At 63.1% G+C, this 23,833-nt stretch carries 18 protein-coding genes; 6 read left to right on the forward strand and 12 right to left on the reverse strand.

Going from position 1 to position 23,833, the window contains the following annotated elements; genetic code table 11:
- Both ACNQOP_RS18765 and ACNQOP_RS18770 read right to left on the reverse strand, forming a co-directional pair.
- The coding region (locus tag ACNQOP_RS18765; RefSeq protein WP_416405419.1) for a hypothetical protein at positions 1-6,510 on the reverse strand (6,510 nt) is incomplete at its 3' end.
- Positions 6,511-6,764: 254 nt separating this feature from the next.
- The gene (locus tag ACNQOP_RS18770; RefSeq protein ID WP_416405420.1) at positions 6,765-8,402 is read right to left on the reverse strand and encodes a sigma-70 family RNA polymerase sigma factor; all 1,638 of its coding nucleotides are present in this window, start codon (positions 8,400-8,402) and stop codon (positions 6,765-6,767) included.
- Positions 8,403-8,583: 181 nt separating this feature from the next.
- Here ACNQOP_RS18770 and ACNQOP_RS18775 point away from each other — a divergent pair, with 181 nt between their 5' ends.
- Both ACNQOP_RS18775 and ACNQOP_RS18780 read left to right on the forward strand, forming a co-directional pair.
- The gene (locus ACNQOP_RS18775; RefSeq protein WP_235520281.1) at positions 8,584-9,135 is read left to right on the forward strand and encodes a hypothetical protein; all 552 of its coding nucleotides are present in this window, start codon (positions 8,584-8,586) and stop codon (positions 9,133-9,135) included.
- Positions 9,136-9,199: 64 nt separating this feature from the next.
- Complete coding sequence (locus ACNQOP_RS18780; protein ID WP_416405421.1) at positions 9,200-9,790, forward strand: hypothetical protein; 591 nt, start codon at positions 9,200-9,202, stop codon at positions 9,788-9,790.
- A gap of 4 nt (positions 9,791-9,794) precedes the next feature.
- Here the strand turns inward: ACNQOP_RS18780 and ACNQOP_RS18785 are convergent, their stop codons facing one another.
- From ACNQOP_RS18785 to ACNQOP_RS18800, 4 genes are all read right to left on the reverse strand, one after another.
- The gene (locus ACNQOP_RS18785; RefSeq protein ID WP_235520283.1) at positions 9,795-10,151 is read right to left on the reverse strand and encodes a GNAT family N-acetyltransferase; all 357 of its coding nucleotides are present in this window, start codon (positions 10,149-10,151) and stop codon (positions 9,795-9,797) included.
- Positions 10,148-11,509, reverse strand: a complete 1,362-nt coding sequence (locus tag ACNQOP_RS18790; RefSeq protein ID WP_416405422.1) for an acyltransferase family protein — start codon at positions 11,507-11,509, stop codon at positions 10,148-10,150. Before ACNQOP_RS18790 ends, ACNQOP_RS18785 begins: the two co-directional genes overlap by 4 nt.
- Positions 11,510-11,592: 83 nt before the next feature.
- Positions 11,593-12,801, reverse strand: a complete 1,209-nt coding sequence (locus tag ACNQOP_RS18795; protein ID WP_416405423.1) for an amidohydrolase — start codon at positions 12,799-12,801, stop codon at positions 11,593-11,595.
- Positions 12,798-14,213: an MFS transporter gene (locus tag ACNQOP_RS18800; RefSeq protein ID WP_416405424.1), complete on the reverse strand. Its 1,416-nt coding sequence runs from the start codon at positions 14,211-14,213 to the stop codon at positions 12,798-12,800. Before ACNQOP_RS18800 ends, ACNQOP_RS18795 begins: the two co-directional genes overlap by 4 nt.
- A gap of 112 nt (positions 14,214-14,325) precedes the next feature.
- Here ACNQOP_RS18800 and ACNQOP_RS18805 point away from each other — a divergent pair, with 112 nt between their 5' ends.
- On the forward strand, positions 14,326-15,375 hold the full coding sequence (locus ACNQOP_RS18805; protein ID WP_284986891.1) for an Lrp/AsnC family transcriptional regulator: 1,050 nt from the start codon (positions 14,326-14,328) through the stop codon (positions 15,373-15,375).
- Between the two features lie 2 nt (positions 15,376-15,377).
- Positions 15,378-15,797, forward strand: coding sequence for a VOC family protein (locus ACNQOP_RS18810; protein WP_284986890.1), 420 nt, complete (start codon positions 15,378-15,380; stop codon positions 15,795-15,797).
- A gap of 72 nt (positions 15,798-15,869) precedes the next feature.
- Here the strand turns inward: ACNQOP_RS18810 and ACNQOP_RS18815 are convergent, their stop codons facing one another.
- From ACNQOP_RS18815 to ACNQOP_RS18835, 5 genes are all read right to left on the reverse strand, one after another.
- Positions 15,870-16,262 (reverse strand): DUF1304 domain-containing protein, encoded by a 393-nt coding sequence (locus tag ACNQOP_RS18815; RefSeq protein WP_284986889.1) that lies wholly within the window; start codon positions 16,260-16,262, stop codon positions 15,870-15,872.
- A gap of 39 nt (positions 16,263-16,301) precedes the next feature.
- Positions 16,302-17,177 (reverse strand): class II fructose-bisphosphate aldolase, encoded by an 876-nt coding sequence (locus ACNQOP_RS18820; protein WP_416405425.1) that lies wholly within the window; start codon positions 17,175-17,177, stop codon positions 16,302-16,304.
- A complete protein-coding gene (locus ACNQOP_RS18825; RefSeq protein ID WP_349470829.1) occupies positions 17,177-18,643 on the reverse strand; it encodes a GntP family transporter in 1,467 nt (488 codons plus the stop codon). Before ACNQOP_RS18825 ends, ACNQOP_RS18820 begins: the two co-directional genes overlap by 1 nt.
- A 102-nt stretch (positions 18,644-18,745) precedes the next feature.
- The gene (locus ACNQOP_RS18830) at positions 18,746-19,648 is read right to left on the reverse strand and encodes an NAD(P)-dependent oxidoreductase (protein ID WP_349470828.1); all 903 of its coding nucleotides are present in this window, start codon (positions 19,646-19,648) and stop codon (positions 18,746-18,748) included.
- 25 nt (positions 19,649-19,673) lie between these two features.
- Entirely contained in the window at positions 19,674-21,155 is a 1,482-nt protein-coding gene (locus ACNQOP_RS18835; protein ID WP_416405426.1) for a four-carbon acid sugar kinase family protein, read from the reverse strand.
- 131 nt (positions 21,156-21,286) lie between these two features.
- On the opposite strand from ACNQOP_RS18835, the gene ACNQOP_RS18840 reads away from it, so the two are divergent.
- Positions 21,287-22,084, forward strand: a complete 798-nt coding sequence (locus ACNQOP_RS18840) for an alpha/beta fold hydrolase (protein WP_416405427.1) — start codon at positions 21,287-21,289, stop codon at positions 22,082-22,084.
- Positions 22,085-22,161: 77 nt separating this feature from the next.
- Positions 22,162-22,863, forward strand: a complete 702-nt coding sequence (locus tag ACNQOP_RS18845; protein WP_416405428.1) for a FadR/GntR family transcriptional regulator — start codon at positions 22,162-22,164, stop codon at positions 22,861-22,863.
- A gap of 13 nt (positions 22,864-22,876) precedes the next feature.
- On the opposite strand, the gene ACNQOP_RS18850 is transcribed toward ACNQOP_RS18845, so the two are convergent.
- Complete coding sequence (locus ACNQOP_RS18850) at positions 22,877-23,704, reverse strand: AraC family transcriptional regulator (RefSeq protein WP_416405429.1); 828 nt, start codon at positions 23,702-23,704, stop codon at positions 22,877-22,879.
- Between the last annotated feature and the right edge of the window lie 129 nt (positions 23,705-23,833).

Consider the following 23,833-nt stretch of genomic DNA (forward strand, 5'->3'; position numbering starts at 1 on the left):
TCCCGGAGGAGGCGTCACCGGCGGACCGGTGGGCGGAGTGCCTGTGGTGGTCGCAGCGTTCGCCACGTGACCGGCGTCGATATCAACCTGCGTGATCGCGTACGTTGCCGTGGCCGTCACCGTCTGGCCTGGCTGCAACTCGCCCGGAGTACCGGGCCAGGTGTAGTCCAGCGCCGAAAGACCAGCCAGCGGATCCGTGATGGAGACGTTGGTGAGCTTCACGTTGCCGGAGTTCTTGGCCGTGAACGTGTACGTGATTTTGTCGCCTGCAACAGACGGGTCCTGAACGGCTGAGGCATCAGCCGTCTTGGTGAACTGCATCGCCGGAGCCGGGGTCAACGGGGTGTCCGTGGTTCCCGGAGGAGGCGTGACAGGCGGACCAACCGGCGGAGTGCCTGTAGTGGTCGCAGCGTTAACCACGTGGCCTGCGTTGATGTCAGCTTGGGTAATCGCGTAGGTTGCCGTAGCCGTCACCGTTTGGCCTGGCTGCAACTCGCCCGGAGTACCCGGCCAGATGTACGTCAGGGCCGAGAGACCAGCCAGCGGATCCGTGATGGAAACGTTGGTGAGCTTCACATTGCCCGTGTTCTTGGCCGTGAAGTTGTAGGTGATGGTATCGCCAACAGCTGCAGGGTTCTGAACGGCGGAGGCATCCGAGCTCTTGGTGAACTGCATCGCCGGAGCCGGGGTCAGCGGAGTATCCGTCGTTCCCGGCGGAGGCGTCACGGGCGGTCCAACCGGCGGAGTACCGGTGGTCGTGGCGCTGTTCGCAACATGGCCGGCTTCAATATCGGCCTGCGTGATGGCATACGTTGCCGTAGCCGTCACGGTCTGACCGGGCAGGAGTGTTCCTGCCGCTCCAGGCCAGGAGTACGTAAGAGCCGAGAGACCAGCCAGCGGGTCGGTGACCGACACGTTAGTCAGCGTGACGTTTCCCGTGTTCTTGGCCGTGAAGGTGTAGACGATGCGATCGCCTACAACCGACGGGTTCTGAATACCGGAAGCGTCTGCTGTCTTGGTGAATGCCATGGCCGGAGCCGGGGTCAACGGAGTATCCGTGGTTCCCGGAGGAGGCGTCACCGGCGTCCCCGTGGGAGGCGTACCGGTGGTCGTGGCGCTGTTCGCAATATGTCCGGCGTCGATATCAGCCTGCGTAATCGCGTACGTCGCCGTAGCCGTCACCGTCTGACCGGGCAGCAACTCGCCCGGGGTACCGGGCCAGGTGTATGCCAAAGCCGACAGACCGGCCAGCGGATCCGTGATGGAAACGTTGGTGAGCTTCACGTTGCCGGAGTTCTTCGAAGTAAAGGTGTACGTAATCACGTCACCAACCTTTGAAGGATCCTGAACAGCCGAAGCATCAGCAGTCTTGCTGAACTCCATGGCCGGAGCCGGGGTCAACGGAGTATCCGTGGTTCCCGGCGGAGGCGTCACTGCGGGCCCCGTGGGCGGGGTTCCCGTGGTGGTCGCCGCGTTGGCAACGTGGCCTGCGTCGATATCAGCTTGGGTGATGGAATACGTTGCCGTAGCCGTCACCGTCTGACCGGGCAGCAACTCGCCCGGGGTACCCGGCCAGGTGTAGGTCAATGCCGAGAGGCCCGGAAGCGGGTCGTTGATGACCACACCGGTGAGCTTCACATTGCCGGAGTTCTTCGAAGTGAAGGTGTACGTAATGACGTCACCAACCTTGGAAGGATCCTGGACAGCCGAGGCATCAGCGGTCTTACTGAACTCCATGGCCGGAGCCGGGGTCAACGGAGTATCCGTGCCAGCCGGAGGAGGCGTCACTGCGGGCCCCGTTGGCGGGGTTCCCGTGGTGGTTGCGGTGTTGGCAACGTGGCCTGCATCGATGTCAGCCTGCGTGATCGCGTACGTTGCCGTAGCGCTGACCGTCTGGCCCGGAAGCAACTCGCCGGGCGTGCCCGGCCAGCTGTAGGTCAATGCCGAAAGGCCCGGAAGCGGGTCATTGATGACCACACCGGTGAGCTTCACATTGCCCGTGTTCTTCGAGGTGAACGTGTAGGTGATCTGGTCACCCACAACAGACGGATCCTGGATGGCTGAAGCGTCAGCAGTCTTGCTGAACTCCATGGCCGGAGCCGGGGTCAACGGAGTATCCGTGGTTCCCGGAGGAGGCGTGACAGGCGGACCAACCGGCGGAGTGCCTGTGGTGGTCGCGCCATTGGCGACGTGACCGGCGTCGATATCAGCCTGTGTCACGGCGTACGTTGCCGTAGCCCTCACAGTCTCGCCGGGCAGCAGCTCCCCTGGAGTTCCGGGCCAGCTGTACGTCAGTGCAGACAGGCCAGCCAGTGGATCATCAATCACCACACCGGTGAGCTTGACGTTGCCTATGTTCTTGGACGTAAACGTGTAGGTGATCTGGTCACCCACAACCGACGGCGACTGGATAGCCGAAGCATCAGCGGACTTGGTGAACTTCATCGCCGGAGCCGGAATCAACGGGGTATCCGTCGTTCCCGGAGGAGGCGTTACCGGAGGGCCAGTGGGAGGCGTTCCGGTTGTCGTAGCACTGTTGGCCACGTGACCTGCGTCGATATCAGCCTGTGTAACCGCGTATGTTGCCGTAGCCGTCACCGTCTGGCCGGGAAGCAGTTCGCCCGCAGCACCCGGCCAGGTGTAGGTCAATGCCGAGAGGCCCGGAAGCGGGTCGTTGATGACCACACCGGTGAGCTTCACATTGCCCGTGTTTTTCGAGGTGAAGGTGTACGTAATGACGTCACCAACCTGCGAAGGATCCTGGATTGCCGAAGCGTCGGCGGACTTGGTGAACGTCAAGGCAGGGCCAGGAGTCAACGGAGTGTCCGTGCCGGCCGGAGGCGGGGTTACCGCAGGACCGGTGGGCGGAGTACCAGTGGTAGTCGCCGTGTTGGCGACGTGACCGGCGTCGATATCAGCCTGCGTGATGGCGTACGTTGCCGTAGCCGTCACCGATTGGCCCGGAAGCAGTTCGCCCGCAGCACCCGGCCAGGTGTAGGTCAATGCCGACAGACCCGCCAAGGGATCGTTGATGACCACACCGGTGAGCTTCACGTTACCCGTGTTCTTCGAGGTGAAGGTGTAAGTGATCTTGTCACCAACAACCGACGGCGACTGGATGGCCGAAGCATCAGCAGACTTGGTCAACTCCATGGCCGGACCGGCCGTCAACGGAGTGTCCGTACCAGCCGGGGGCGGGGTTACCGCGGGACCGGTGGGCGGAGTACCAGTGGTCGTAGCAACGTTCGCTACGTGACCGGCGTCGATATCAGCTTGCGTGATGGCATACGTTGCCGTAGCCGTCACCGATTGGCCCGGAAGCAGTTCGCCCGCAGCACCCGGCCAGGTGTAGGTCAAAGCCGACAGACCTGCCAGCGGGTCATCAATGACGACGCCGGTGAGCTTCACGTTGCCCGTGTTCGTGGACGTGAACGTGTAGGTGATCTTGTCACCCACAACAGACGGGTTCTGGATTGCGGACGCGTCAGCGGACTTGCTGAACTTCATGGCCGGAGCCGGGGTCAACGGGGTATCCGTGGTTCCCGGAGGAGGCGTTACGGACGGTCCTGATGGCGGTGTGCCGGTTGTGGTTGCCGCATTGGCGACGTGACCGGCGTCGATGTCGGCCTGGGTGATGGCGTACGTTGCCGTAGCGGTCACGGTTTGGCCGGGAAGCAGCTCGCCCGGGGTGCCGGGCCAGGTGTAAACCAGCGGCGAAAGCCCAACCAAGGGGTCGTTGATGGACACGTTGCTCAACGGGACATTGCCGCTGTTCTTCGAGGTGAAGGTGTAGGTGATCAGGTCGCCAACAACAGACGGATCCTGGATAGCCGAAGCATCAGCGGACTTGCTGAACTGCATGGCCGGAGTTGACGTCAGCGGCGTATCGGTGGTTCCAGGAGGAGGAGTCACCGGAGGGCCAGTGGGCGGCGTACCCGTGGTCGTTGCAGAGTTTGCGACGTGGCCGGCCGTAATGTCGGCCTGCGTGATGGCGTACGTTGCCGTGGCCGTTACGGTCTGGCCGGGAAGCAACTCGCCGGGAGTGCCGGGCCAGGTGTAGGTCAGAGCCGACAGCCCAGCCAACGGATCGTTGATGGAGACGTTGGTCAGTGGAACGTTGCCGGTGTTCTTCGAGGTGAAGGTGTAGGTGATCTTGTCACCAACAACCGACGGCGACTGGATAGCCGAAGCGTCAGCAGTCTTGCTGAACTCCATAGCCGGAGCCGGAGTCAGCGGGGTGTCCGTACCAGCCGGGGGCGGGGTTACCGCGGGGCCCGTGGGCGGAGTACCAGTGGTAGTCGCCGTGTTGGCGACATGGCCGGCATTGATGTCGGACTGCGTGATGGCGTACGTTGCCGTAGCTGTGACGGTCTGTCCGGGCAGGAGGGTTCCTGCGACACCCGGCCAGGTGTACGTCAAAGCAGACAAGCCAGCCAACGGGTCGTTGATGGAAACGTTGCTCAGGGACACATTGCCGCTGTTCTTCGCGGTAAAGGTGTAGGTGATCTTGTCACCCACAACCGACGGCGACTGGATGGCCGAAGCGTCAGCGGACTTGCTGAACTCCATGGCCGGAGCCGGGGTCAGCGGGGTATCGGTACCTGCAGGCGGCGGGGTAACAGGAGGACCTGTCGGAGGATTACCCGTGGTGGTGGCAAGGTTGGCTACGTGTCCGGCATCGATGTCGGCCTGCGTGATGGCATATGTAGCCATTGCGGTCACGGTTTCACCCGGCAGCAAGGTGCCAGGAGTTCCCGGCCACGTGTAGGCGAGCGGGGACAGTCCAGCCAGGGGGTCGTTGATGGTGACACCCGTCAGCGGTACGTTGCCCGTGTTCTTCGATGTGAAGGTATAGGTGATCTTGTCACCAACAACCGCCGGTGAGTTGATAGCCGAGGCGTCAGCGGACTTGGTCAATGCCAGTTCCGGTGCCGGTACGGCCGTATTGGTGAGAACACAACTGATGTCGGCGCCAGCAACCGGCACCAGGGAGTAAGCGCCATTTACGACGGCGCCGGTGGGCAAGCCTGCCTGGAGTCCGTTGGCGTCAACACAGCTGATCACCTTGCTGTAGCCGGACAGGTTGGTTCCGGACTCCGTCAGGTAGTACGTTGCACCTGCGTCAGCGACGTATTTTCCGGTAACACCCGTACCCGCAGTAACAGTGGATCCCGTACCCGACGTCGTCGCATTGGCAGTGTTGCTGACAACAGGTCCCGTCGCGGATCCGGTACGGATTTCAGTGGTGAACTGGTCCGAATCCATCAGGCGGGTGGCGTCCAGCGCCTTGCTCAGTTGCAGGCGCGGGGCCTTGACCACCAGGGTGGCATCTGCCGGAGGGTTCAGATTGGTGACGATGTTGGCCGGACCATTGACGTAGGTGCCCTCGGCCGCAGCCGTGACGTCCACGGTGATGGTGCACGAAGCCACGGCGTCAGCCAGGTCGCCACCGGTTACCGTGAGGACGTCACTGCCTGCAACGGCGGTCCGAATAAACGGGTTGGTTCCCGCGGCTTGGACACAAGTGCCGCCAATGTTCGGCGCGTTTGCGATTTTCAGCCCGGCAGGAAGGGTATCCGTGACGGACCAGTCGGTCTTTGCCTTGACGTCATCGGTGTTGGTGACCGTGAGCGTCAACGTGGAGGTTCCACCGGGCCCAATGAGCGCGGGAGAGAACGACTTGTCCAGTTGCGGGGTAACGTCCACGATCTGGGGAAGGTCGAAAGCGACGTCGTTGCCCGAGCCACTGGTGGCTTCGTTGCGCACTTCCAGGCCCAGCGAAGGAGTCGTGCCTTGCGGGACCTGGTAGGCCCCGGACTGCAGTTTGGTGATTTCGGTGACTCCACCGTTGGTGGTGTTGGTTCCACAGGGATCCAGCCCGGTACCCAGGACAAGTGGCGTGCCGTTGACGAGGAGGCTGAATGTCTCCTTGGCGTGGGCGGCGTGACAGTTGACCTGCGCAAAGTAGGCCGAAACAGCGTAGTAGTGGCCGGCAATGGCCGGGATCGTGTTGGACTTCGTGCGGAATTCTGTTCCAGCCGTGATCCTGCCGTTGCTTGCGTTGGTGTACTCAGACAGGACCTGGTTTTTGGCGGCCTCTGCTGCTGTCATTCCCTGCGCAAGGCCCAGTTTGACGGCCATGTCACGAATCTGTCCCCAGCCATCAGGCTGGTTATTGACACAGCCAGCGTCCGACGTGGGCAGTGGGGTGGATGAATTCAGGATCCACCCGTCGCACTGCCCGCCAGCTGGCGTGTACGGGGTATCAGCCGTGTACGTTTCATTGGCCGCCTTCGCCCCGCCCGTGTAATTGAGGAGGCTGATGGCGCCGCCGGTGGCGTCTTGGTTGGAGAAGTCCTCCGTGTAGACCGGAGTTCCTGGTTGGGTAATTCCCGGCGACCCCGGGACAGTCGCCAAGGAGGGCGGGGCCAAAGCGCCACCTACCCCCAATGACATCACTGCTGTAGCGACGACAGCCGCCAGCAGTTTCTGTGGACGTGTGTGTTTCATGGGTTCTCTTGTTTTCTTTCGGTCACACGGGGCGCCGGCCCTAGGAGGGCTTCGACGTCCCGTTTGGGCTACTCACCAGTAGTCCAGTACGCGCAACAGACGATTCGTGTCGCTGAAAGCCCAGGCTGTTCAGCGGGGACCCCGATACGCGGTGACCCAAACGCCTAGTGGAGGTTGCCGTCAGTTCGTGACGCGAAAAACAAGAGAATTTTTAGAAAGTTTTTTGAACCGCTCAGATACTCGGCCAGGGACGCTTATCCGTACTGGTTCGCAAACGTCTTGGTGACGATATTCTGCCCGCCAAAAAGGTAGTTCAGTGTTCCGCTGTTGGCCTTCGCAGGCATGGACACTCCCAGCTTGAACGCGAGACTCCCGCGGTCAAGGGAGTCAGTGGTGCATCGGATCCGACGCATCGTGGTATCGGTGGCGGCGCATGTCCATCCCGCCGGAGCCAACGTACTGCCTGCCACGAACGTCGACTGATCCGGCAACGCAAAGACAGCCTCGGCCGACGTCGGAGTTCCGTCGCCCTGGAGGGAGAACGCCACCCGAAGCTCCCTGCCTGTTGGGGTGGAACCAACAACGGCACTGAACGTCGCATCAACCGTTTGGCTCGGAGACGCCGCCGGAGCGGTTGCTGCAGGCGCCGTCGTCGAAAACACCGTACCGGAGCCCACCACAACGGCACCCCGCGAGGGTGTCACCGCCGAGGGAACCACGACGGCGGGTGGTTCCGGCGCTGCTGCCACAGGCAGGTCCGATTCGGGAACCGGTTCTGGGTCCTCCGCTGCGGCGCTGGGCTCAACAGACGGCCTTGCCGACTCAAGCGGAGCTGCCGACTCCTGTCCTGGAGGAACAGTGGCAACTGCCTGGTTTTCAACTGTCGATTGTGAACCGGTATTCATCTGCAACAACCAGACAAGGAGTCCGGCCAACGCGACTGCTCCCAAGACAAGCGACGCCGTCAGCTGCCATGCTTTGCTGATCCCACGGAGTCCCGCCGTGGAAGCATTGCCCGGCACTGCGGTGCTGCCGGCACCCGAAGATGCAGTCCCGGACATTGCTCCGGCTCCGATAGCGGCAATGACACCAGGTGTGAAGGCCAGCCCAGTGAACAGCGGGAACAGGATGGCACGCATGCCGCCTTGGACATCGTTGAGTTCAATCAGCAAGGCGGTGCACTTGGCACAACTATCCAGGTGGGCCGCGACCTTTTCCTGCGAAGTGCGCTTCAGCGCATTCCGGGCATACTTACCCAGCTGGCTGGCGTACTCATCACAGGCCCGGTCAACTGTCTGGCTGATGTGGTGCTGCAAGTAGGCCTGCCGAAGGCCCTCCCTGGCCCGGGTAGCCAAGGACGAAACGCCATTTGGCGTGAGCCCGACGAAGGGCGCGGCCTGCGAGGGTTTCAACCCCTCGATATCCAAGTGCCACAGCACGGCCTGCCAGCGCTCAGGCAGCGATTTGAACGCCTTGGCCATGATGGTGGACTCGAGAGCGCCGATGACGGGGTCATCATCCAGCACCGGAGAATCGAGAATGGCGTCATCCGCCGCGGTTGGCATCCGGCGGGCCTTGCGATTCCTGTCGTGGGCAGTGCGCCGCACCACGGTCAGGAGGTACGAACGGAAGAACTCCTTTGGGCCCTTGCCTTCCTTCAACAGCTGGAAGATGGCGGCGAATGACTCGGCAACAACGTCATCGGCGTCACTTGGGTTGTCAGTCTGTGCACGGGCAACGTACTGGGCAACTTTCAGGTGCCGTTGATAGAGCACATCGAAGGCCTCCGTGACGCCTTGCCGCACCAACGAGATGATCTGGGGATCACTGCCTGAGGCCTCTGCGGAAGTCAGGGACGCCCCTCCGGCCCCACCCGCTAATACTTGATCCATAAACAATAGTGTGCCATCACAAGCTGTGTGACTTGAATCCGCGACCGCTGCCCTGTAGAGAACTTGGTTTTTCGCATCACGATCCGGGCCCTCGCATTACTTGTTAGGCGAGAACTTCCCATCCCCAGAAGCCAAGCGAGGATCCATGGTCGTCAGGCGCCCACGCCCTTTCCTGAAATTAATGCGTGCCACCCACAAAAACCTGCTCGAACAACAGAACGAGATTGTCCGGTCTTTGCCCACCAACCGTTCAGGGCCGTTGGCCCGGAAGAAGAACGCGGGGCATGTCGCCCTCGTCTACGGAGCGGACCGGCCAGTGGCCATACCCGGCGATACCGTCATCTTTACGGCGTGGATCACCAACGACTCCACAAGTCACGTCCGGGATATCACACTGGTGCCAAGGTCCTTCACAAATGAGGGGATGGAGATGCTGGCATACACGTCGGAGCCGGTGGAACGGGACCTTCGCATCGGACTCCTGGCCCCGGGCCAGTCAGTCATGCGCAGTTTTTCCTATTTGGTGACGGAATCCGATCACGTTCACGGCGGCAGCATCATCAGTGCCATGCAGGTGCGCGGTACGTGCCGCGGCCTCGCAGTGCTCGATGAGCACGATGCCATCGTCTCCCTCAGCGGGACGCGAAAGGACTGGCCTTTTGGGCCCACAGGATACCAAGCCCCCGCCCGGACCTCCGGATACCAGCCCCAGGCCCACCTTGCCGGGGCCTAGCTCCGAGCTATACCGTGGCTAGGGCAGGAGGCATTCAAAAAGCAGTAAGCAGGGGGAATTCCGCGTGCCGGAAACGATTGCACGCCGGACCATCTATGACCAATTCATGGTGGCCCTGGGTGATGGGTATTGTCCTGAGGAAATGGCCGAGCTACTGGGGCTTCCGATTGCCACTGTTTCGCTTTGGCTGTCACGGCTCGGGAACCTGGCGTCTGACTTTGCCGCCAGCGCCGACGCCCCGCCGCCGCAGGCTGCAACTCCCGACACCCTCCCAAGTCTGACCTTGGTCTACACACCGGATGTCCTGGAGGCGTGCGCGGGCCAAGTGGTAACTTTCACCGCGAACATCCTTAACGATGACGTAGAGACGCTGCTGGATACCAGCCTGCTTCCGGCACGCCCCCTCGAGGCCACAACCGAGGTAGGCGCCGTCATCTTCGCCGCCATCACGTCACCTTTCGACATGGGCGACCTCCCCGCGGGCGGCATGAGCTCCATCTCGTTCAGCCACAAAGTCTCCGAGCATGAGGCCCGCAGCGGAGGGGAACTTGTGAGCCGCCTTTCCGTCAGGGCCACGAGCACCGGAAGCAACGCCGAAGTCACCGACCAATGCTGTGCCCGTGTGAAGCTCAGTTACATCAGGGCGGCCGGCTAACCCGCTACTCGTTGTCGGGCTCGCCGGTGGGCGGCTCTGCAGGCCAATCGACATCCTGTTCGTAACCTTCGTGCTTCTTCAGGTAGGCCGCGATATAGGGGCAGTGCGGAATGATGCGTTTGCCGGACGCCACTACGTCGTCCAAGGCAAAGTGGGCGAGCACTTTGGCCAAGCCCTGTCCGTTGAAGCCGGGCTTGGTTTCGGTGTGAATGAAATCGATGTGGCCGGGCCTGTCGAGGAACTGGGAGATCACCGCCAGCTCGCCGTCTACGTGAAGCTCATAGCGGTGAAATTTGTCGTTGCGCACCGTAGTGACGCCAGCGCGGAACGACTCTGCCAGTGAATCCGTGTACTCGGTCATGGTTCGAGATTGGCACTTAAATCAGGCGCTGGCAACGTGGGCGCCTGGGCCTCACTCCTTTCCGTAGCGTTTGCTTCCGGCTCGGCCTGCTGCGGCGTCGGAACCCTGCCCAGCAGCAGGACAGCGAGCGCGAAGCAGGCTGCTCCCCCACCCAGGAGGGAAAGCGTCAGGCCGTTGAAAGCGGCATCAGCGACCGGCACGAAAACCACGACGGCGGCCGTCACCACAGCGACACGTGAGGGACCGCGCGCGTGGTTGGCCGCCGTCGGACGTTCCTCAAGCCGGCCGAAAAGCCACACGACCGGGACAAGCAAGGTGACTACCGCGGCGAAGACGGGAATCCGCGCCCACCACCAGTCGGCAGTGCTGGCGTCGGGTATCGGCAGGTCCGTCAGCAACAGCAGGCCCGAGAATCCCACCAGCAGCGGAAGATGCCACAAGTAGATGGTCATGGATCTGCGGCCGGCGAGCGCCATTACGGTTTGGACCCATCGGGCACTGGCAACCCACCGCACGGCCGGCTGGAGCAGCTGGAGCGTTGCTGTTTGGGAGATGCCCAAGAGAAGCAAACAGAGGTTGGGTGGGTTGATGTTCACCACCATGTTTCCCGGATATACGGCCACGCCGGTGACGAGACCCAGCAGGAGGTTGCTGGTCACGGCTGCGCCCACGAGCCACGTGCGGCTGCGTCGCTCGAAGAAGCCGTCGGCCATCAGGAAACCCAGCTGCTGGACGGCGCACCAAACGAAAATCATGTTGGTGAACGCGAGCACGGGAATGGCTCCGCGGAGGGAATCAACAGTGATAATCGCTGCCACCAGGACACCGAAAACAACGAACGGCGACTTTTGATGCAACCGGGCCATCAGCGGAATGCTCAGTTGCGCGGTCAGGAATGCCGCAAGGAACCACAGAGGCATCGCGGCACCAGCGGTCATGAGCTGAATGACCTGGGGATGTACCCCCATGAGCAACGCCACCCATAGACCGCCCCACATCAGTGCAAGCAAGGCCATGGCGGGGCGCACCAGGCGCAGGAGCCGGAGCTGCGCGAAATCGAAGCCCGTTCCCCCGCGGGCCGCAAGCCGCCGCCACGACTGAAGCCCGGTCACCCCGCCCATCACGAAGAACAACGGAACAATCATGAGGAGCCAGAGCACTGGCGTGAACCAGCTTTGGTCCATGAGGACGTTTTGTGTCTCAACCGTGCCGTCTTTGTGCAGGACAGGACTGACCATCATGCAGTGCGCGGCAACAACCAAGAGCAGGCAGGTGAAACGGACAAGGTCGATCGCCGGATCCCGCCGCACAGCCTCATACAGGCCGGTGGCAGGGTGTGTTTGCCTGGCTCTATCCATGGCTCTCCCTACGAGCGCACCGCGCGCTGCCTCCATTGTCCGCCCGCTTAGGACAGGGGGCCAGCAGGCGTGCCGCTTGAGCCCTACCCGGGTGTCTTATGCAGCAGGCACTTCCGCTGCTCCGCGTCCATGGCCGCAGCGCACGCCGCAGCGGCCATGCCGAACGATCCATCAAGGACCGCCTTGTCGGCGCCCGCAGAGGCGCCGAATGCTGCGAACTCGGCCGTGTGGTGCACAGCGCCCCGGACGTCGTAGCCCACTATGGGGTGAATGGATGGCACCCTTTGGGAGACGTTGCCCATGTCTGTGGAAGCTACAGGGTCGGTGTTGAACACTACGTCCCTTCCCGTGGCCTTCATTGCTTCCTGGTACGCCCCGGACAGGAACGGATCCTGCTGCAGTTCTGCGTAGTCGTTGCCTTGGGAGTTCAGTTGCAGGGTGCAGCCGCTCGCGTGCGCACCGGCTTCGAGGCAGCGCCGGACCTTGTCCTGGATGAGGCGCAATTGCTCAATACCGGGTGCCCGCATTTCCACACTTGCCCGGGAGCGCTCCGGAATGACGTTGACGGCGCTGCCACCCTCGGTGACGATCAGCGACACGATCGAGCCAACGGGCAGCTGCTGCCGGGCCAAGGCCATGGCCAACTGCGCCACCACCAGCGCGTCCAACGCGTTGACGCCCTCGGACGGCGCTGCTGCGGCGTGCGCCGGGCGGCCTTCGAAGACGACGTCCCACATGGACATGGCCAATGACGAGCCGCCCACCACATCCGCTGCGCCGGCGTGGACCATCATGGCCAGTGAGACGTCGTCGAGGAAGCCCGCCTCGATCAGGTCCACCTTTCCCCCGGTGGTCTCTTCCGCCGGAGTTCCCAGGACCTTGACGGTGATGTCCAGCTCTTTGGCCACAGCGGCCAGAGCCAACGCTGCGCCCACCGCGCTGGCCGCGTTGACGTTGTGACCACAGGCGTGCCCAATATCGGGCAACGCATCGTATTCAACGCAGAGTGCTACCACCAGTTGACCGCATCCTAAGCGCGCGCTGAACGCGGTGGGCTGTTCCGGCTGTTGTTCGTCGAAGGTGAACCCGGCCTTTCGGAGCACCCGCTTGACCCGTTTGACCGCACGGAATTCCTGGCCACCCAGTTCCGGGTCGGCGTGGATGGCGTGGCTAAGGTCCAGAATGTCCGGTTTCCATCGCTGGACTTCGCGCTCCACTACAGCCTGGACGTCGGCCAGGGAGGCGGGCACGACGGCGGACCGTGCAGTTTCGCTGTCCAGCCCGGCGGTCATGCCGTCACCTCGGCGGCCTGTCGCTTCGGGTACCGGGCACTGGCCGCTGCGGCGATCAGTGCCGCCACGGCGAGGGCTCCCCAGATGGTCAGCAAACCGGTTTCGGTGATCCGTCCGTTGGCCACAGAGGCGGACGACAACAGCTTGACCACTGCTGCGCCCACGGCGATGCCGACTGACAACGCCAACTCGTTGAGTCCGGCGGCTGTTGACGTTTCTTCCAAGGGCACTCCTTCCACGGACAGCGAGCGGGTGCCCGCTTGGTACATGCCCAGGCTGAGGTTGAACATGGCAAAGCCGACGCAGTATCCGGCGAACGAGTCGTGCGCGAACATCATGACCAGGAACCCTCCAGCCAGCAGAACGCCGGCAAAGACCAACGTGGGCCGCTCTCCGAACTTCCGCAGCGCCCGTGCCGTCGAAAGGGACGCGACCAAGGAAAGTACGGATGCCAGGGCAAGGACAATCGCGATCATCAGCGGACTGAGAGCGAACCCGTACCCTGTTTTGTCCGGGTTGGAGTGCAGGAAGATGCCGTTAGTGCCGAAGTAGCTGATAGAAGCGAAGCCGAAGAAGAACGTTGCCACGGAAATGGCGCGGATCCGCGGCGTGGCCAGCATTCGGAGGTCCATGAACCGCCCACCGGCGGCACTGCCGTAGTCTCGCTTGACCCAGAAGGCCAGCAGGATAAGCCCCAGCAAGCCAGCCCCAAGGGTGCGGGCGTCCAGCCAACCCCATTCAGGCGCCATGGAGAGCGCCACCACGAAGCCGATCAGCCCCATTGCGCAAGCCAGCAACGGCGCAAGGGCCATTCCCTCACGGGTCGGGACTCCGGCGTCGGGCAGCAGGAACGAGCAAACAAAGGCGATGACCGCGAATGGCACCGCCACCCAGAATCCGAGTGTTGGGTTGGTGACACCAACGATTCCGGCCAGCAGTCCGCCGGCTCCCACCATGATCATGAGCATGCCGATCATGACACTGACGCCAGTGCGTATGTGGGCGGGGCTGGTGACTCGAAGGACACCCATCATGAGCGGGATGAAGCCCACCACGCAGGTCAACATCACTACACCTAAGGTCACCGTCCATAGCGTCGGCCACAACGCCATCTGCAAAACACCGACCGTCACTACACCCGTGGACCAGCGGAGTATGAGTCGGTAGCCGTAGCTGTCGCCGAGCCTTGAAATGATGGGCGTGAGGACGGCAAAGCTCACATTTGAGATGAGGAAGATGCCGTTGATGGTGGGATCATCAATCTCGAAGACCGGTCCCAGTGCGGGCAGGATGGGGTTTAGATACCCCTGGGTGACACCGCTGAGCGATTCAATGAGAGCCATCGCCAGGATCATGCCTGCGATGGTTTTGCGCGTAGTGGCCGCTGCCGGTGGTGCTGTCTTGCTTGCCATGAGCTTCCTAGGGTCCTGGGCGGATTCGCCGGTGGTGATGCGAGTCACAACGCTATGGCTGTCAGTTATGCTGACGTTCAAATTGTTTGAAACCCACACGAGGAAGTGCGTATTGAACGAATCGGCCATAGTTTCCGAGCTGGACCTCGAAATCGTGAATGCCCTCCAGATCAATCCGCGGGCGGAATGGAGCCGGATTGCGGATGCCCTGGGCCTGTCCGGCCCTACTGTGGCGAGGCGTTGGAAGGCGCTGGCCGAACAAGGACTGGCATGGATCACGCCGTCTCCGGGACAGCGCTACCTCAGTGCCGGATGGTCCGCTTTCATCCAGCTCTCGTCTCTGCCCGGCGAAAGCGAAGCCCTGATACAGAGGCTGTGTGAGGTGCCGGCGTTCGGCACCGTTTCCATGGTCACAGGCTCCCACGATGTCTTCATGGATTGCTTTGCGTCCAGCCACGAGGAACTTATGGACATCGTGACCGGAGCCTTTCCTGTGCTGCCTGGCCTCACCCATCGGGAGGTCGTCTTCGTCACCAAGCTTTACCGGCAGGCCTCGGAATGGCGCAGTGGAACACTTGAACCCGCACGCGCGCGGCTGGTCTCAGCTGAAGCCAAGACAGCACCGGCAAGCTACTCGCCGGATCACCTGGACGCCTCGTTGCTTGAGGAACTGGCCAACGACGGACGTGCCTCATGGGCTGAACTGGGAGAAGCCTGCAACGTCTCGCCGCAAACTGCCCGACGCCGCGTGGAACGCTTTCTGGCGTCCGGCTACATCACGCTGAGGTGCGATGCGTCCACTGCGGCGAACCGGGGCCTACGGGAAGTGACGCTTATGCTCAATGTTCCGGCACAGTACGTGGAGGACGTTGGCCGCTACTTCGCTGCACAGACGAACTGCAGGCTCAGCGCCCAGGTGCTCGGTTCGCACAACCTGGTGGTCACGTTGTGGGTCCGGGACTACCTGGAGGCACAGGCATTTGAGCGCGAATTGGCCGAGCGGGCACCAGGCAGCACGGTGATCTCCCGGCAAGCGGTAGTCCGGACATACAAGCGCCTTGGCCATGTCCTCGACGAATCCGGGCGAAGCCTCAGGGTTGTGCCGCTGCCGCTCTGGAGAGAAGGGTCTGGACGGGCTACGGAAACACCGGCAGGATCATAGCCATGACTACCTCTATTTTCGTGAATTTGCCTGTCAGCGACCTCGAGGCTTCCAAGTCCTTCTACACAGCACTTGGCTATTCCATCAACCCCAACTTCACAGATGACACTGCTGCCTGCGTTGTCTTCAGCGACACCATTTACGCCATGCTCCTGACGCACGCCAAGTTCAGCGAGTTCACCAAGCAGCCCATCGCGGACACCAAGAATTCGACGGCGGCCATTGTCGCCATTTCCGCCGAGAGCCGCGAAGATGTAGATGCTTTGGCGAACAAGGCCCTCGAGGCCGGCGGATCAGAGACGTATGACGCCCAGGATCTCGGATTCATGTACAGCAGGGCCTTCCGCGACCTCGATGGCCACCACTGGGAGGTGCTGTGGATGGATGACGCCGCAGCCCAGGCCGGTCCCCCGGAGCACTAATTTCAACACGCACGTCGCGGCACCGCTGTTCCGTCGTTGCCCAACAGCGGAACAGCGGGCCACCAACGTGTTCTAGCCGAGCGTCACGGCCAAAACGCCCAGGACGACGGCGAGCAGCGGCGTAATGCCTTGGGTGGTGGCTGCGCGGAGGTACTTTTTCCCGCTGGCCGCGAGGACCAGCGCTGCCAGGAGCATCGACCCACAGCTGCTGAACACGAGGGTCCAACCTACCTGTGGAGCCCCGGCCCAGACTGCGATGATGCCGATCAACGCGCCTATGGCCAGGAAGAGGTTGTAGAACCCCTGGTTGTAGGCGAGCGGCTTGGTGGTCTCGGCGTCGGCCTGCGAGGTGAGGCTGAAGCGTTTCCACGTGGATGGCTTGGTCCAGGTGATGGACTCCATGGTGAAGATAAATACGTGAAGCAAAGCCGCAATCAGGGCGAAAATCAGGGAGGCCAGAATCATGGTCTGATCCTAGCCTCCCGTGTTGTTGGGACCGGGCCGTCAGGCGCTCAGCAGCTCCAGCGTGGCGCCCGCGAATGCGCCCGCAGTGCCGTTCCAACGCGCCAACAAACCCTGGAGATTCTCGCCATCTGCCCGGTATGCCGCGGTTTCCGCCTCAAGGGTAGACAGGATGCCGGTGCGTAGTTCAGTGTTGAAGTTCACCTTGCCGACCCGCAGCGAGGGAGCTTTGGCGAGCTCGTCCGCCGGGATGCCCGAAGCGCCGTGCAGTACCAACGGGACGCCGGTCTTCGAGGCAACGTCCTGCAGTACATCCCAACGAATATTGGGCTCACCCTTGTACTTGCCATGCACGTTGCCGACGGCGACAGCCAGCAACTGCGCACCCGTCCGCTCCACGAAGTCGGCCACCTGCGCGGGGTTGGTGAGCTCCTCAACCGGAGTACCGGCGTCGTGCGTTTCACGGGCGGTACCGAATGCCCTGTCCTCATCGCCGGCCAGCCCGCCCAGTTCCGCTTCGATCACGACGTCGGTGCGTCCGGAAGCGTCCAGCGCGGCACGGACTTTGCGGACCAGGGCAATGTTGTCCTCGAACGGCAACGACGAACCATCGGCCAGGACGGCGTCCGCACCGGCGGCCACGGAATCGCGGATGACCTTGAGATCCGAAGCGTGGTCCAGCTGGACGGACACCGGGACGCTTGCGGAGTCCGCCAGGCCGCGGAGGGCTTTGATCAGGCGGAGTCCGTTGGGAGTGGAAGCCGTCTTGGGCGCAACCAGCAGGATGACGCCCAGCCGCGCTTCCTCGGCAGCCGAAACCACGGCCAGGGCGGTGGTGAAGTCGTAGCACGTGAAGGCCGGAACTGCGGAGCGGGAGGCCAGTGCAGAGGCGACCATTGAGTCCAGGGAAGCGCGCATCAGTGGCCCAGGCCTCCCACCAGGATCCAGGCCACGTAGGTGAGGACAAAGCCGGCCAAGCCAAGGATGGTGGTGAGGACGGTCCAGGTCTTCAGGCCGTCGGACACTGTGAGGCCGTAGTAGCGGATGACTGTCCAGAAGCCTGCGTCGGTCACGTGTGACAGGCCCAGTGCGCCGAAGCCGATGGCGATCACGATCACTGCGATCTGGGCGGGCGTGTAGCCGCCTTCCATGACGGCGGACGTGAGCAGGCCGGTGGTGGTCACAATAGCTACGGTTGCCGAACCCTGGGCGGCGCGAAGCGCCAGGGAGATGATGAAGCCGAGCACAATCACCGGCAGGCCAAGGCTGTCCAGCGTATGGGACAGCGCGGCACCGATACCCGAGGTGCGGAGGACTTCACCGAACACGCCACCGGCTGCAACCACCATGAGGATGGAGGCGATGGGAGGCAGCGCGCCTTCGAAGATCTCACCGGTTTCCTTGAGTGACCAGTTGCGGCGAACAGCCAGCAGGAAGAAGGAAAGGGCCACGGCCACGAGGAGCGCAAAGAACGGGTTGCCGATGAACGAGGCCACCCCGTACCAGTAGTTGTCCTTGGCGATGGTGAGGGTGCCAACAGTACCGAGGAGGATCTGCACAATCGGAGCGGCGATCAGGAACATGATCAGTCCGGGGCGCGGCGGAGCGATGGCGCGGGCGCCGGGGCCGTCGTGGCCGACGCGGACCAGTGAATCGGAGCCGAATTCTTCAACCTGGGCTTTGACGCCGGGAAGGAGCTCGTAGTCCTTGCGGTTCATGATGCTGGCAACCCAGTAGGACAGGAAACCGAGCGGCACGCAGATGATCAAGGAAATCATGGTGATGAGGCCGATGTCGGCTCCGAAGACACCCGCGCCCGCAACGATGCCCGGGTGCGGTGGGACGGCTACGTGGATGGAGAGCATGATGCCGGCCATCGGGAGGCCGAACTTAACGGGGTGGACCTTGGCGATCTTCGCGAAGGCGTAAACGATGGGCACCAGGACGATCACGCCCACTTCGAAGAAGACCGGGATGGCAACCAGGAAGCCGACGGCGGTCAACGCCACCGCAACGCGCTTGGCCCCGAGCTTCTCAGTGAAGTGGGTTGCCAGAGACTGCACGCCGCCCGAGACTTCGATCATCCGGCCAAGGATGGCGCCGAGGGCAATCAACAAAGCGACCTTGCCCATAGTGCTGCCCACACCGTTGGTGACCACGGTGAAGATGTCCTTCAGCGGAATCTGCGCGGCAACGGCCACCAGGATGCTCACTGCGAGGAGGGCTACGAAAGCCTGGATCTTGAAGCGGATGATCAGCACCAAGAGCAGTGCAATGCCTGCAGCTGCGATGGTCAGCAAGAGGGGTGTTCCCAGCTCCACTGCGGGTTTGATGGCGGGGGCATCGGCCGCCCGAACCATCAGCGAGTTAACGAGGGGGTTCATTGGGGGTGTCTCCTTTGACAAACCAGTCTAGAGAGAAGACCGGCGGGAGGTGGCGACGACGGCGGAGGGGGGACCGCCGTCGTCGCGGGTTATCTGGGGTGGTTAGGCGGTGCGCTTGGTGGGCGCGACAACCTTGATGACGGCGGAGTCGTCTGCGGCGGCGAGGCCCTGGGCCTGGCCGAGCAAGTAGAGCTGTTCAGCAGCTGCGGCAACCGGTGCGGCCAGACCTGCGGCGCGGGTTGCCTTGCCCACGATGCCCATGTCCTTGACGAAAATGTCCAGGCGGCTGAGGACCTCGGCTCCGTCCTCCGTGTAGGCCTCGAGGATGCGCGGGCCGCGGTTGGAGAGCATGAAGGAACCGGCAGCGCCGGCTTCCAGTGCGGCCAGGGTCTTGGCCTGGTCCAGTCCGAGGGCGTCGGCGAGGGCCATGGCCTCGGCAGCGGCGGCGATGTGGACACCGCACAGGAGCTGGTTGACGGTCTTGAGTGCCTGTCCATCACCGGGCTTGTCGCCGACGATGCTCAGGGTGGAAGCCAGCAGTTCCAAGGCGGGCCGGGCCTTTTCGAGTGCCTCGGGCTCTGCACCGACGACGATCAGCAGGTCGCCTTCGCCTGCGCGCTTAGGGCCGCCGGACAGTGGAGCGTCCACCAGGGCCACGCCGTATTCAGCGAGCTTGGCAACGGTGGCCGGGATGGCTTCGGTGCCAACGGTGCTGCCGAGGATCACGACGGCGCCCGGCTTCAGTACCGACGCAACGCCGTTCTCGCCAAAGAGGACATCGTTGAGCTGCTCGCCGTTGCGGACTGCAAGGAGCAGGGCGTCGGCGTCCTGGGACGCTTCGCGGGCCGAGGCGAAGGTCTTGATGCCGGCGGCTGCGGCAAGTTCCAGGCGGGGCTCGGCGATGTCGAAGCCGTGGACGGTCAGCTCGGACGCGAGGCGGGTGGCCATGGGCAGGCCCATGGCGCCGAGGCCCAGGACGGTGACGGTGTAGTTGCTGCTGGTCATGGTGTTCTCCATTGAAATTTTGCTGTTAGAAGGTGGCGCTGAGCTTGCGGGTGACCTGGGTCAGGGATTGGTCGTCGCCGACGTTGCCGGCAAAGACGATGTACGGGATGCCCTTCGCGGGACCATCCACCGGCTCCCAGAGCGAGACGATGCCCGGAAGCATGGGCCCTCGGACGATTGCGTGGCGGATTTCCAGGCCGTGCGCCGCGACGTCCGAGGACGTGATGCCGCCCTTGGCAATAACGAATCGAGGCGGGAACGTTTTGAGCGTGCGGTTCACCACGGCCACGACGGCGGCGGAGACGGTGCGGGCGATCTTCAGGCTTGCCGCGGCGTCGTCGGTCTTGATGAGGAGGCGGCTGGTGTGGACGATCACGTCGCCTTCGCGAAGAGCGCTGACGACGTCGGACACGACGGTTCCGATGTAGGGTTCGGCCTCCGCACCGAGCAGCCGCTCTACATCGATTTCGATGGTCCGCGCCGAGCTGTGCTCTGCGGTGAGGTCGTTGAGCTGGCGGGTGGTGACGCCCACATGGGAGCCCACAACGATCAAGCCGCCTGCAGTAGAGGGAGTGTTGCCGGCGTAGGCTTCCTCGGCGGTGAGGGCCGCGCGGATCTCCTGGCCAATCCGGCCACGGACGAACGGCGGACCAACGCGGTAGAGGAGCTTCTTGCCGCGTCGTTCAGCTTCTCCCAGGCCCAAGGCCAAGGCACGGAAGTCGTTCTCGGTGACGATGTCGGCCACGATCGGGGTGGAGTTGGTGGCAGACTCCAAGGCGTCGGCGATGGCCTTCGCGGAAATGGCGGGGTCCTGGGCGGAGGCACCGGCGCGGATGATGTTCAGGTCCAGGACGATCACGCTTTCTGCAGCGAAGCGGCCCTGCGACTTCTCCTCCACATACTTGGCCATCTCCGAGTTGGCGAAGCCGAAGCTTGCGTCCTTGGCGAATTCCGTCTCCGCCACCGGGGTGAGCGATCCGGCATCGCCGCGCATGTAGTGCACACCGCCGATGGTGACCCGGCCGGCGTCGGGGAAGGCAGGAACGATGACTACGCCGTCGGTTGCTTCACCGGTTTCAGCGGCGACGGTAGCGGCGATGACGTCGGGCTCCAACGGGTAATGGCCGCGGAGGGTGGAGTCGCTGCGGCTGACGAAGCCGAGCTTCACACCGGCCAGTCCGGCCGCGGCCAATGCATTGCGCACGACCTCTTCGTTACGGGATGCGGCTTCGGCGGGGTCCAGGCTGCGGGTGTTGGTGAGGACGTAGACGGCAGGCTTGGTGTTGTTTTCACTGATGTGGGTGAAGGCCCACGTGAAGTCCTGGACATCCCAGCGGGTGAGGACCGCGAGGTCTGCGACGGACTGCGTGCCGGTGGGGTCGTCGTCGAGGACCACCAGGATCTTCGGGGCAACGGCGGAGGACGCTGCAACGGCGTCGGCCACGAGCTGCGCGGGGATCTGAACTTCCGCGGGGAAAGCGGCCAGAACGTCGGCTTCAAAAGTCACTTTGCACTCCATCGTGGGAAATCTCTGTTGCTGTTTGGTGAATGTAAGATGTCAGACATCTAACATTTGAATGCCAGTGTGACACACAGCTCTTCCCTGCGCAAGATGCCCTGCGTCACTAGGCTGGGGCCATGGCTGACAGTGCGGTTCCGCTCCCCTTCGTGGACGTTCGCACGCCTGCCGACGCCGGCGATCACGTGCCGGCAGTACTGATCCACGGCTGGGCATCCAGTTCGTCGTACTGGGAACCCCTAGCCGAGAAACTGCTCGACGGCGGCCGGCCGGCTTGGATTCTGGATCTCCCCGGGTACCACCCGGGTGAGGAGTTGTCCGGCTTCGACTGGACACTGGACTCGGCCGCGAAATCCGTTGCGGCGGCCATCAAGAAACGCGGCGGCAAGCCGGTGCATCTGGTAGGGCACTCCATGGGCGGAAGCGTCGCACTGACGGTTGCGGCCAACTATCCGGAGCTGGTGGCGACGGTTGCGTTGGTGGGAATGGTGCCAGCCCCGCCAAATGAGGGATTCAGGGCCATGTTGGTGTCCCAGTTGGAACAAGGATTCTTCGACGCGGCCACCAAGGCGAAGCTCATGAATGCGTGGTACAGGCCGCTGACCGACGACGAGATGGCACGGCTGGGCAAAGGCTTCGACGTACCCTTCCCGGTGCTGTCCGCCAGCGCGCTGGCGGCGATATCCGGCGTCGAACCGTCAGTACCCGGGCGCGTCCAGGCGCCCTTGCTGGTCATCGCCGGAACCGGGGACCGGGTGCGTTCCATCGACCAGATGCGTGAATTCGTGGCTGCAGAACGCAACCGAAAACTGAAGACCATTCCCGATGCGGGCCACAGTGTTCACTGGGAACGGCCGGATGAATGTGCCCAAGCGTTGCACGGGTTTTGGAGAACGAGCTGGCAGCCGCCAGCGTAAGATGTCTGACATCCATCCGGTCCCGCGGGAAAATCCACAGGGCGCCGGGCGGAGCGAAGGACAGGAAACGGGGAAATATGGCACGCAAGTCGCTGGTCGGCGTCGTAGCTGATGAGTTGCTGGACCGCATTGTGGCGGGCGAATTCCCGCCCGGAACGGTGGTCCCGGGCGAGCTGGAACTCAGCGCCAAGCATGAGGTGAGCCGCATGACCGTGCGTGAAGCCATGAAGACCCTTGAAGCGCAGCGGATCCTCAGCGTGGAGCGAGGCCGTGGCACGTTCGTGAATCCCTTGAATCAGTGGGCCTCACTCGAAGCTGTCTTGCGCGCAGCTTCCGAAGGAACCAAGGACGCCGCGGCTGCCATCCAGCTGATCGAGCTTCGTCGGATGCTCGAGACCGGCGCTTGCGAGCTGGCCGCCGAACGGATTTCGGACGATGAACTCGCGGCCCTCAGGGAGCACGTGGAAAAGATGCAATCCGCACACGAAGTCAACGACCTCGGCGGATTTGTGGAAGCCGACCTCGCCTTCCATGACGTGATCCTCCATGCTTCCGGCAACGTGTTTGTGGCCGTCCTGTTCGAACCCCTGCACCGTGTCCTTGAAGCCCGACGCACGGAAACCTCGGCATTCCCCGAAATCCAGGAACACGCAATCGGGCACCACCGGAAGATAGCCGCCGCCTTGGAGTCACGGAATCCCAACGAGGCCCGGCTCGCCATGGACGCCCACATGCAGCAGACGCTGGACGACCTGAAGACGTACGTGCTGGAGGCGTAGCTCGCTGGCCAACTCACCGACGCAGGCTCTCCGACGGCAGCTCGCCGAAAGTCTTCAGATACAAGGCCGAGAAACGGCCCTGATGCGTGAATCCGCACAACTCCGCGACCGCCGTGACGCTCTGCTCGCGCGGGTCGGCCTCCAGCAGCATCTCCCGGGCCCGGTCCAACCGGATACTGCGGAGCAGCTCCGAGGGCGTTGCGCCGGTCTCCGCCCTGAGCGCGGTTTGCAGGGTCCGGACGGACACGCCCAGGCATTCCGCAATGTCCGGGACGGTGAGTTCTTCGAAGGCGTGGCGCTCCAGTAGCTCACGGCACTCACGCACCAGCCTGCTCTCGGCTTCGGGATCGCGGACGTCGTCACCTGGGCGTTCCATGGCCATCAGCAAACGCGACACCATGCTGTCCGTCAGGAGCCCCTGGACAAACACAGGAGCGGCACTAGCCGGCCGGCTGATCATATCGTCGTGAAGTTCGACGACGGCCCTCAGGAAGGCGCGACCCGCCCCACCGCTAAGGTCCATACCGTACCCCAGGTCCACGGCCCCATCGCCGTACAACTGCCCGGCGACGCGCTCCAAGGCCGGGCGGCGCACATAGACGATCAGGTGCGGGCTGCCACCGTCCCAGCTCATGGAGAACGGCTTATCGATCGGAGGGACGCTGGCCATAGTGGGACTGGACTCCACAATGGTGGACCCCACCTGCATGGTCGCATGGCCCGCCAACGGAATCTGCACAAGGTGGAAATCCTGCAAGCCCTCGGGGTCGATTCGGACGTCCGCGCCGTAATCCAGGAACTCGATTCCAACATCGGCCCGATGAAGGGACCGCAACTTCATGCCACGGCGGATGTCCTGGTCCGCGGCGCCAGCTCGTGGCTGCAGAACAGTTCGGCAATCTTCGCGTGGGCTTCGTCCACGTCCTTGGTGGCCATTGTCGGTCGTCCCCGCAGAACGTCCCGGGGAAGA

The sequence above is a fragment of the Arthrobacter sp. LFS091 genome (genome assembly GCF_047977885.1).
Classification (GTDB): domain Bacteria; phylum Actinomycetota; class Actinomycetes; order Actinomycetales; family Micrococcaceae; genus Arthrobacter.

Bases quoted from the DNA above. Each gene is read 5' to 3' on its own strand.
- ACNQOP_RS18770 (WP_416405420.1), bottom strand. From the start codon at position 8,402: ATGGATCAAGTATTAGCGGGTGGGGCCGGAGGGGCGTCCCTGACTTCC.
- ACNQOP_RS18775 (WP_235520281.1), top strand. From the start codon at position 8,584: ATGCGTGCCACCCACAAAAACCTGCTCGAACAACAGAACGAGATTGTC.
- ACNQOP_RS18785 (WP_235520283.1), bottom strand. From the start codon at position 10,151: ATGACCGAGTACACGGATTCACTGGCAGAGTCGTTCCGCGCTGGCGTC.
- ACNQOP_RS18790 (WP_416405422.1), bottom strand. From the start codon at position 11,509: ATGGATAGAGCCAGGCAAACACACCCTGCCACCGGCCTGTATGAGGCT.
- ACNQOP_RS18795 (WP_416405423.1), bottom strand. From the start codon at position 12,801: ATGACCGCCGGGCTGGACAGCGAAACTGCACGGTCCGCCGTCGTGCCC.
- ACNQOP_RS18800 (WP_416405424.1), bottom strand. From the start codon at position 14,213: ATGGCAAGCAAGACAGCACCACCGGCAGCGGCCACTACGCGCAAAACC.
- ACNQOP_RS18810 (WP_284986890.1), top strand. From the start codon at position 15,378: ATGACTACCTCTATTTTCGTGAATTTGCCTGTCAGCGACCTCGAGGCT.
- ACNQOP_RS18815 (WP_284986889.1), bottom strand. From the start codon at position 16,262: ATGATTCTGGCCTCCCTGATTTTCGCCCTGATTGCGGCTTTGCTTCAC.
- ACNQOP_RS18820 (WP_416405425.1), bottom strand. From the start codon at position 17,177: ATGCGCGCTTCCCTGGACTCAATGGTCGCCTCTGCACTGGCCTCCCGC.
- ACNQOP_RS18825 (WP_349470829.1), bottom strand. From the start codon at position 18,643: ATGAACCCCCTCGTTAACTCGCTGATGGTTCGGGCGGCCGATGCCCCC.
- ACNQOP_RS18830 (WP_349470828.1), bottom strand. From the start codon at position 19,648: ATGACCAGCAGCAACTACACCGTCACCGTCCTGGGCCTCGGCGCCATG.
- ACNQOP_RS18840 (WP_416405427.1), top strand. From the start codon at position 21,287: ATGGCTGACAGTGCGGTTCCGCTCCCCTTCGTGGACGTTCGCACGCCT.
- ACNQOP_RS18845 (WP_416405428.1), top strand. From the start codon at position 22,162: ATGGCACGCAAGTCGCTGGTCGGCGTCGTAGCTGATGAGTTGCTGGAC.
- ACNQOP_RS18850 (WP_416405429.1), bottom strand. From the start codon at position 23,704: ATGAAGTTGCGGTCCCTTCATCGGGCCGATGTTGGAATCGAGTTCCTG.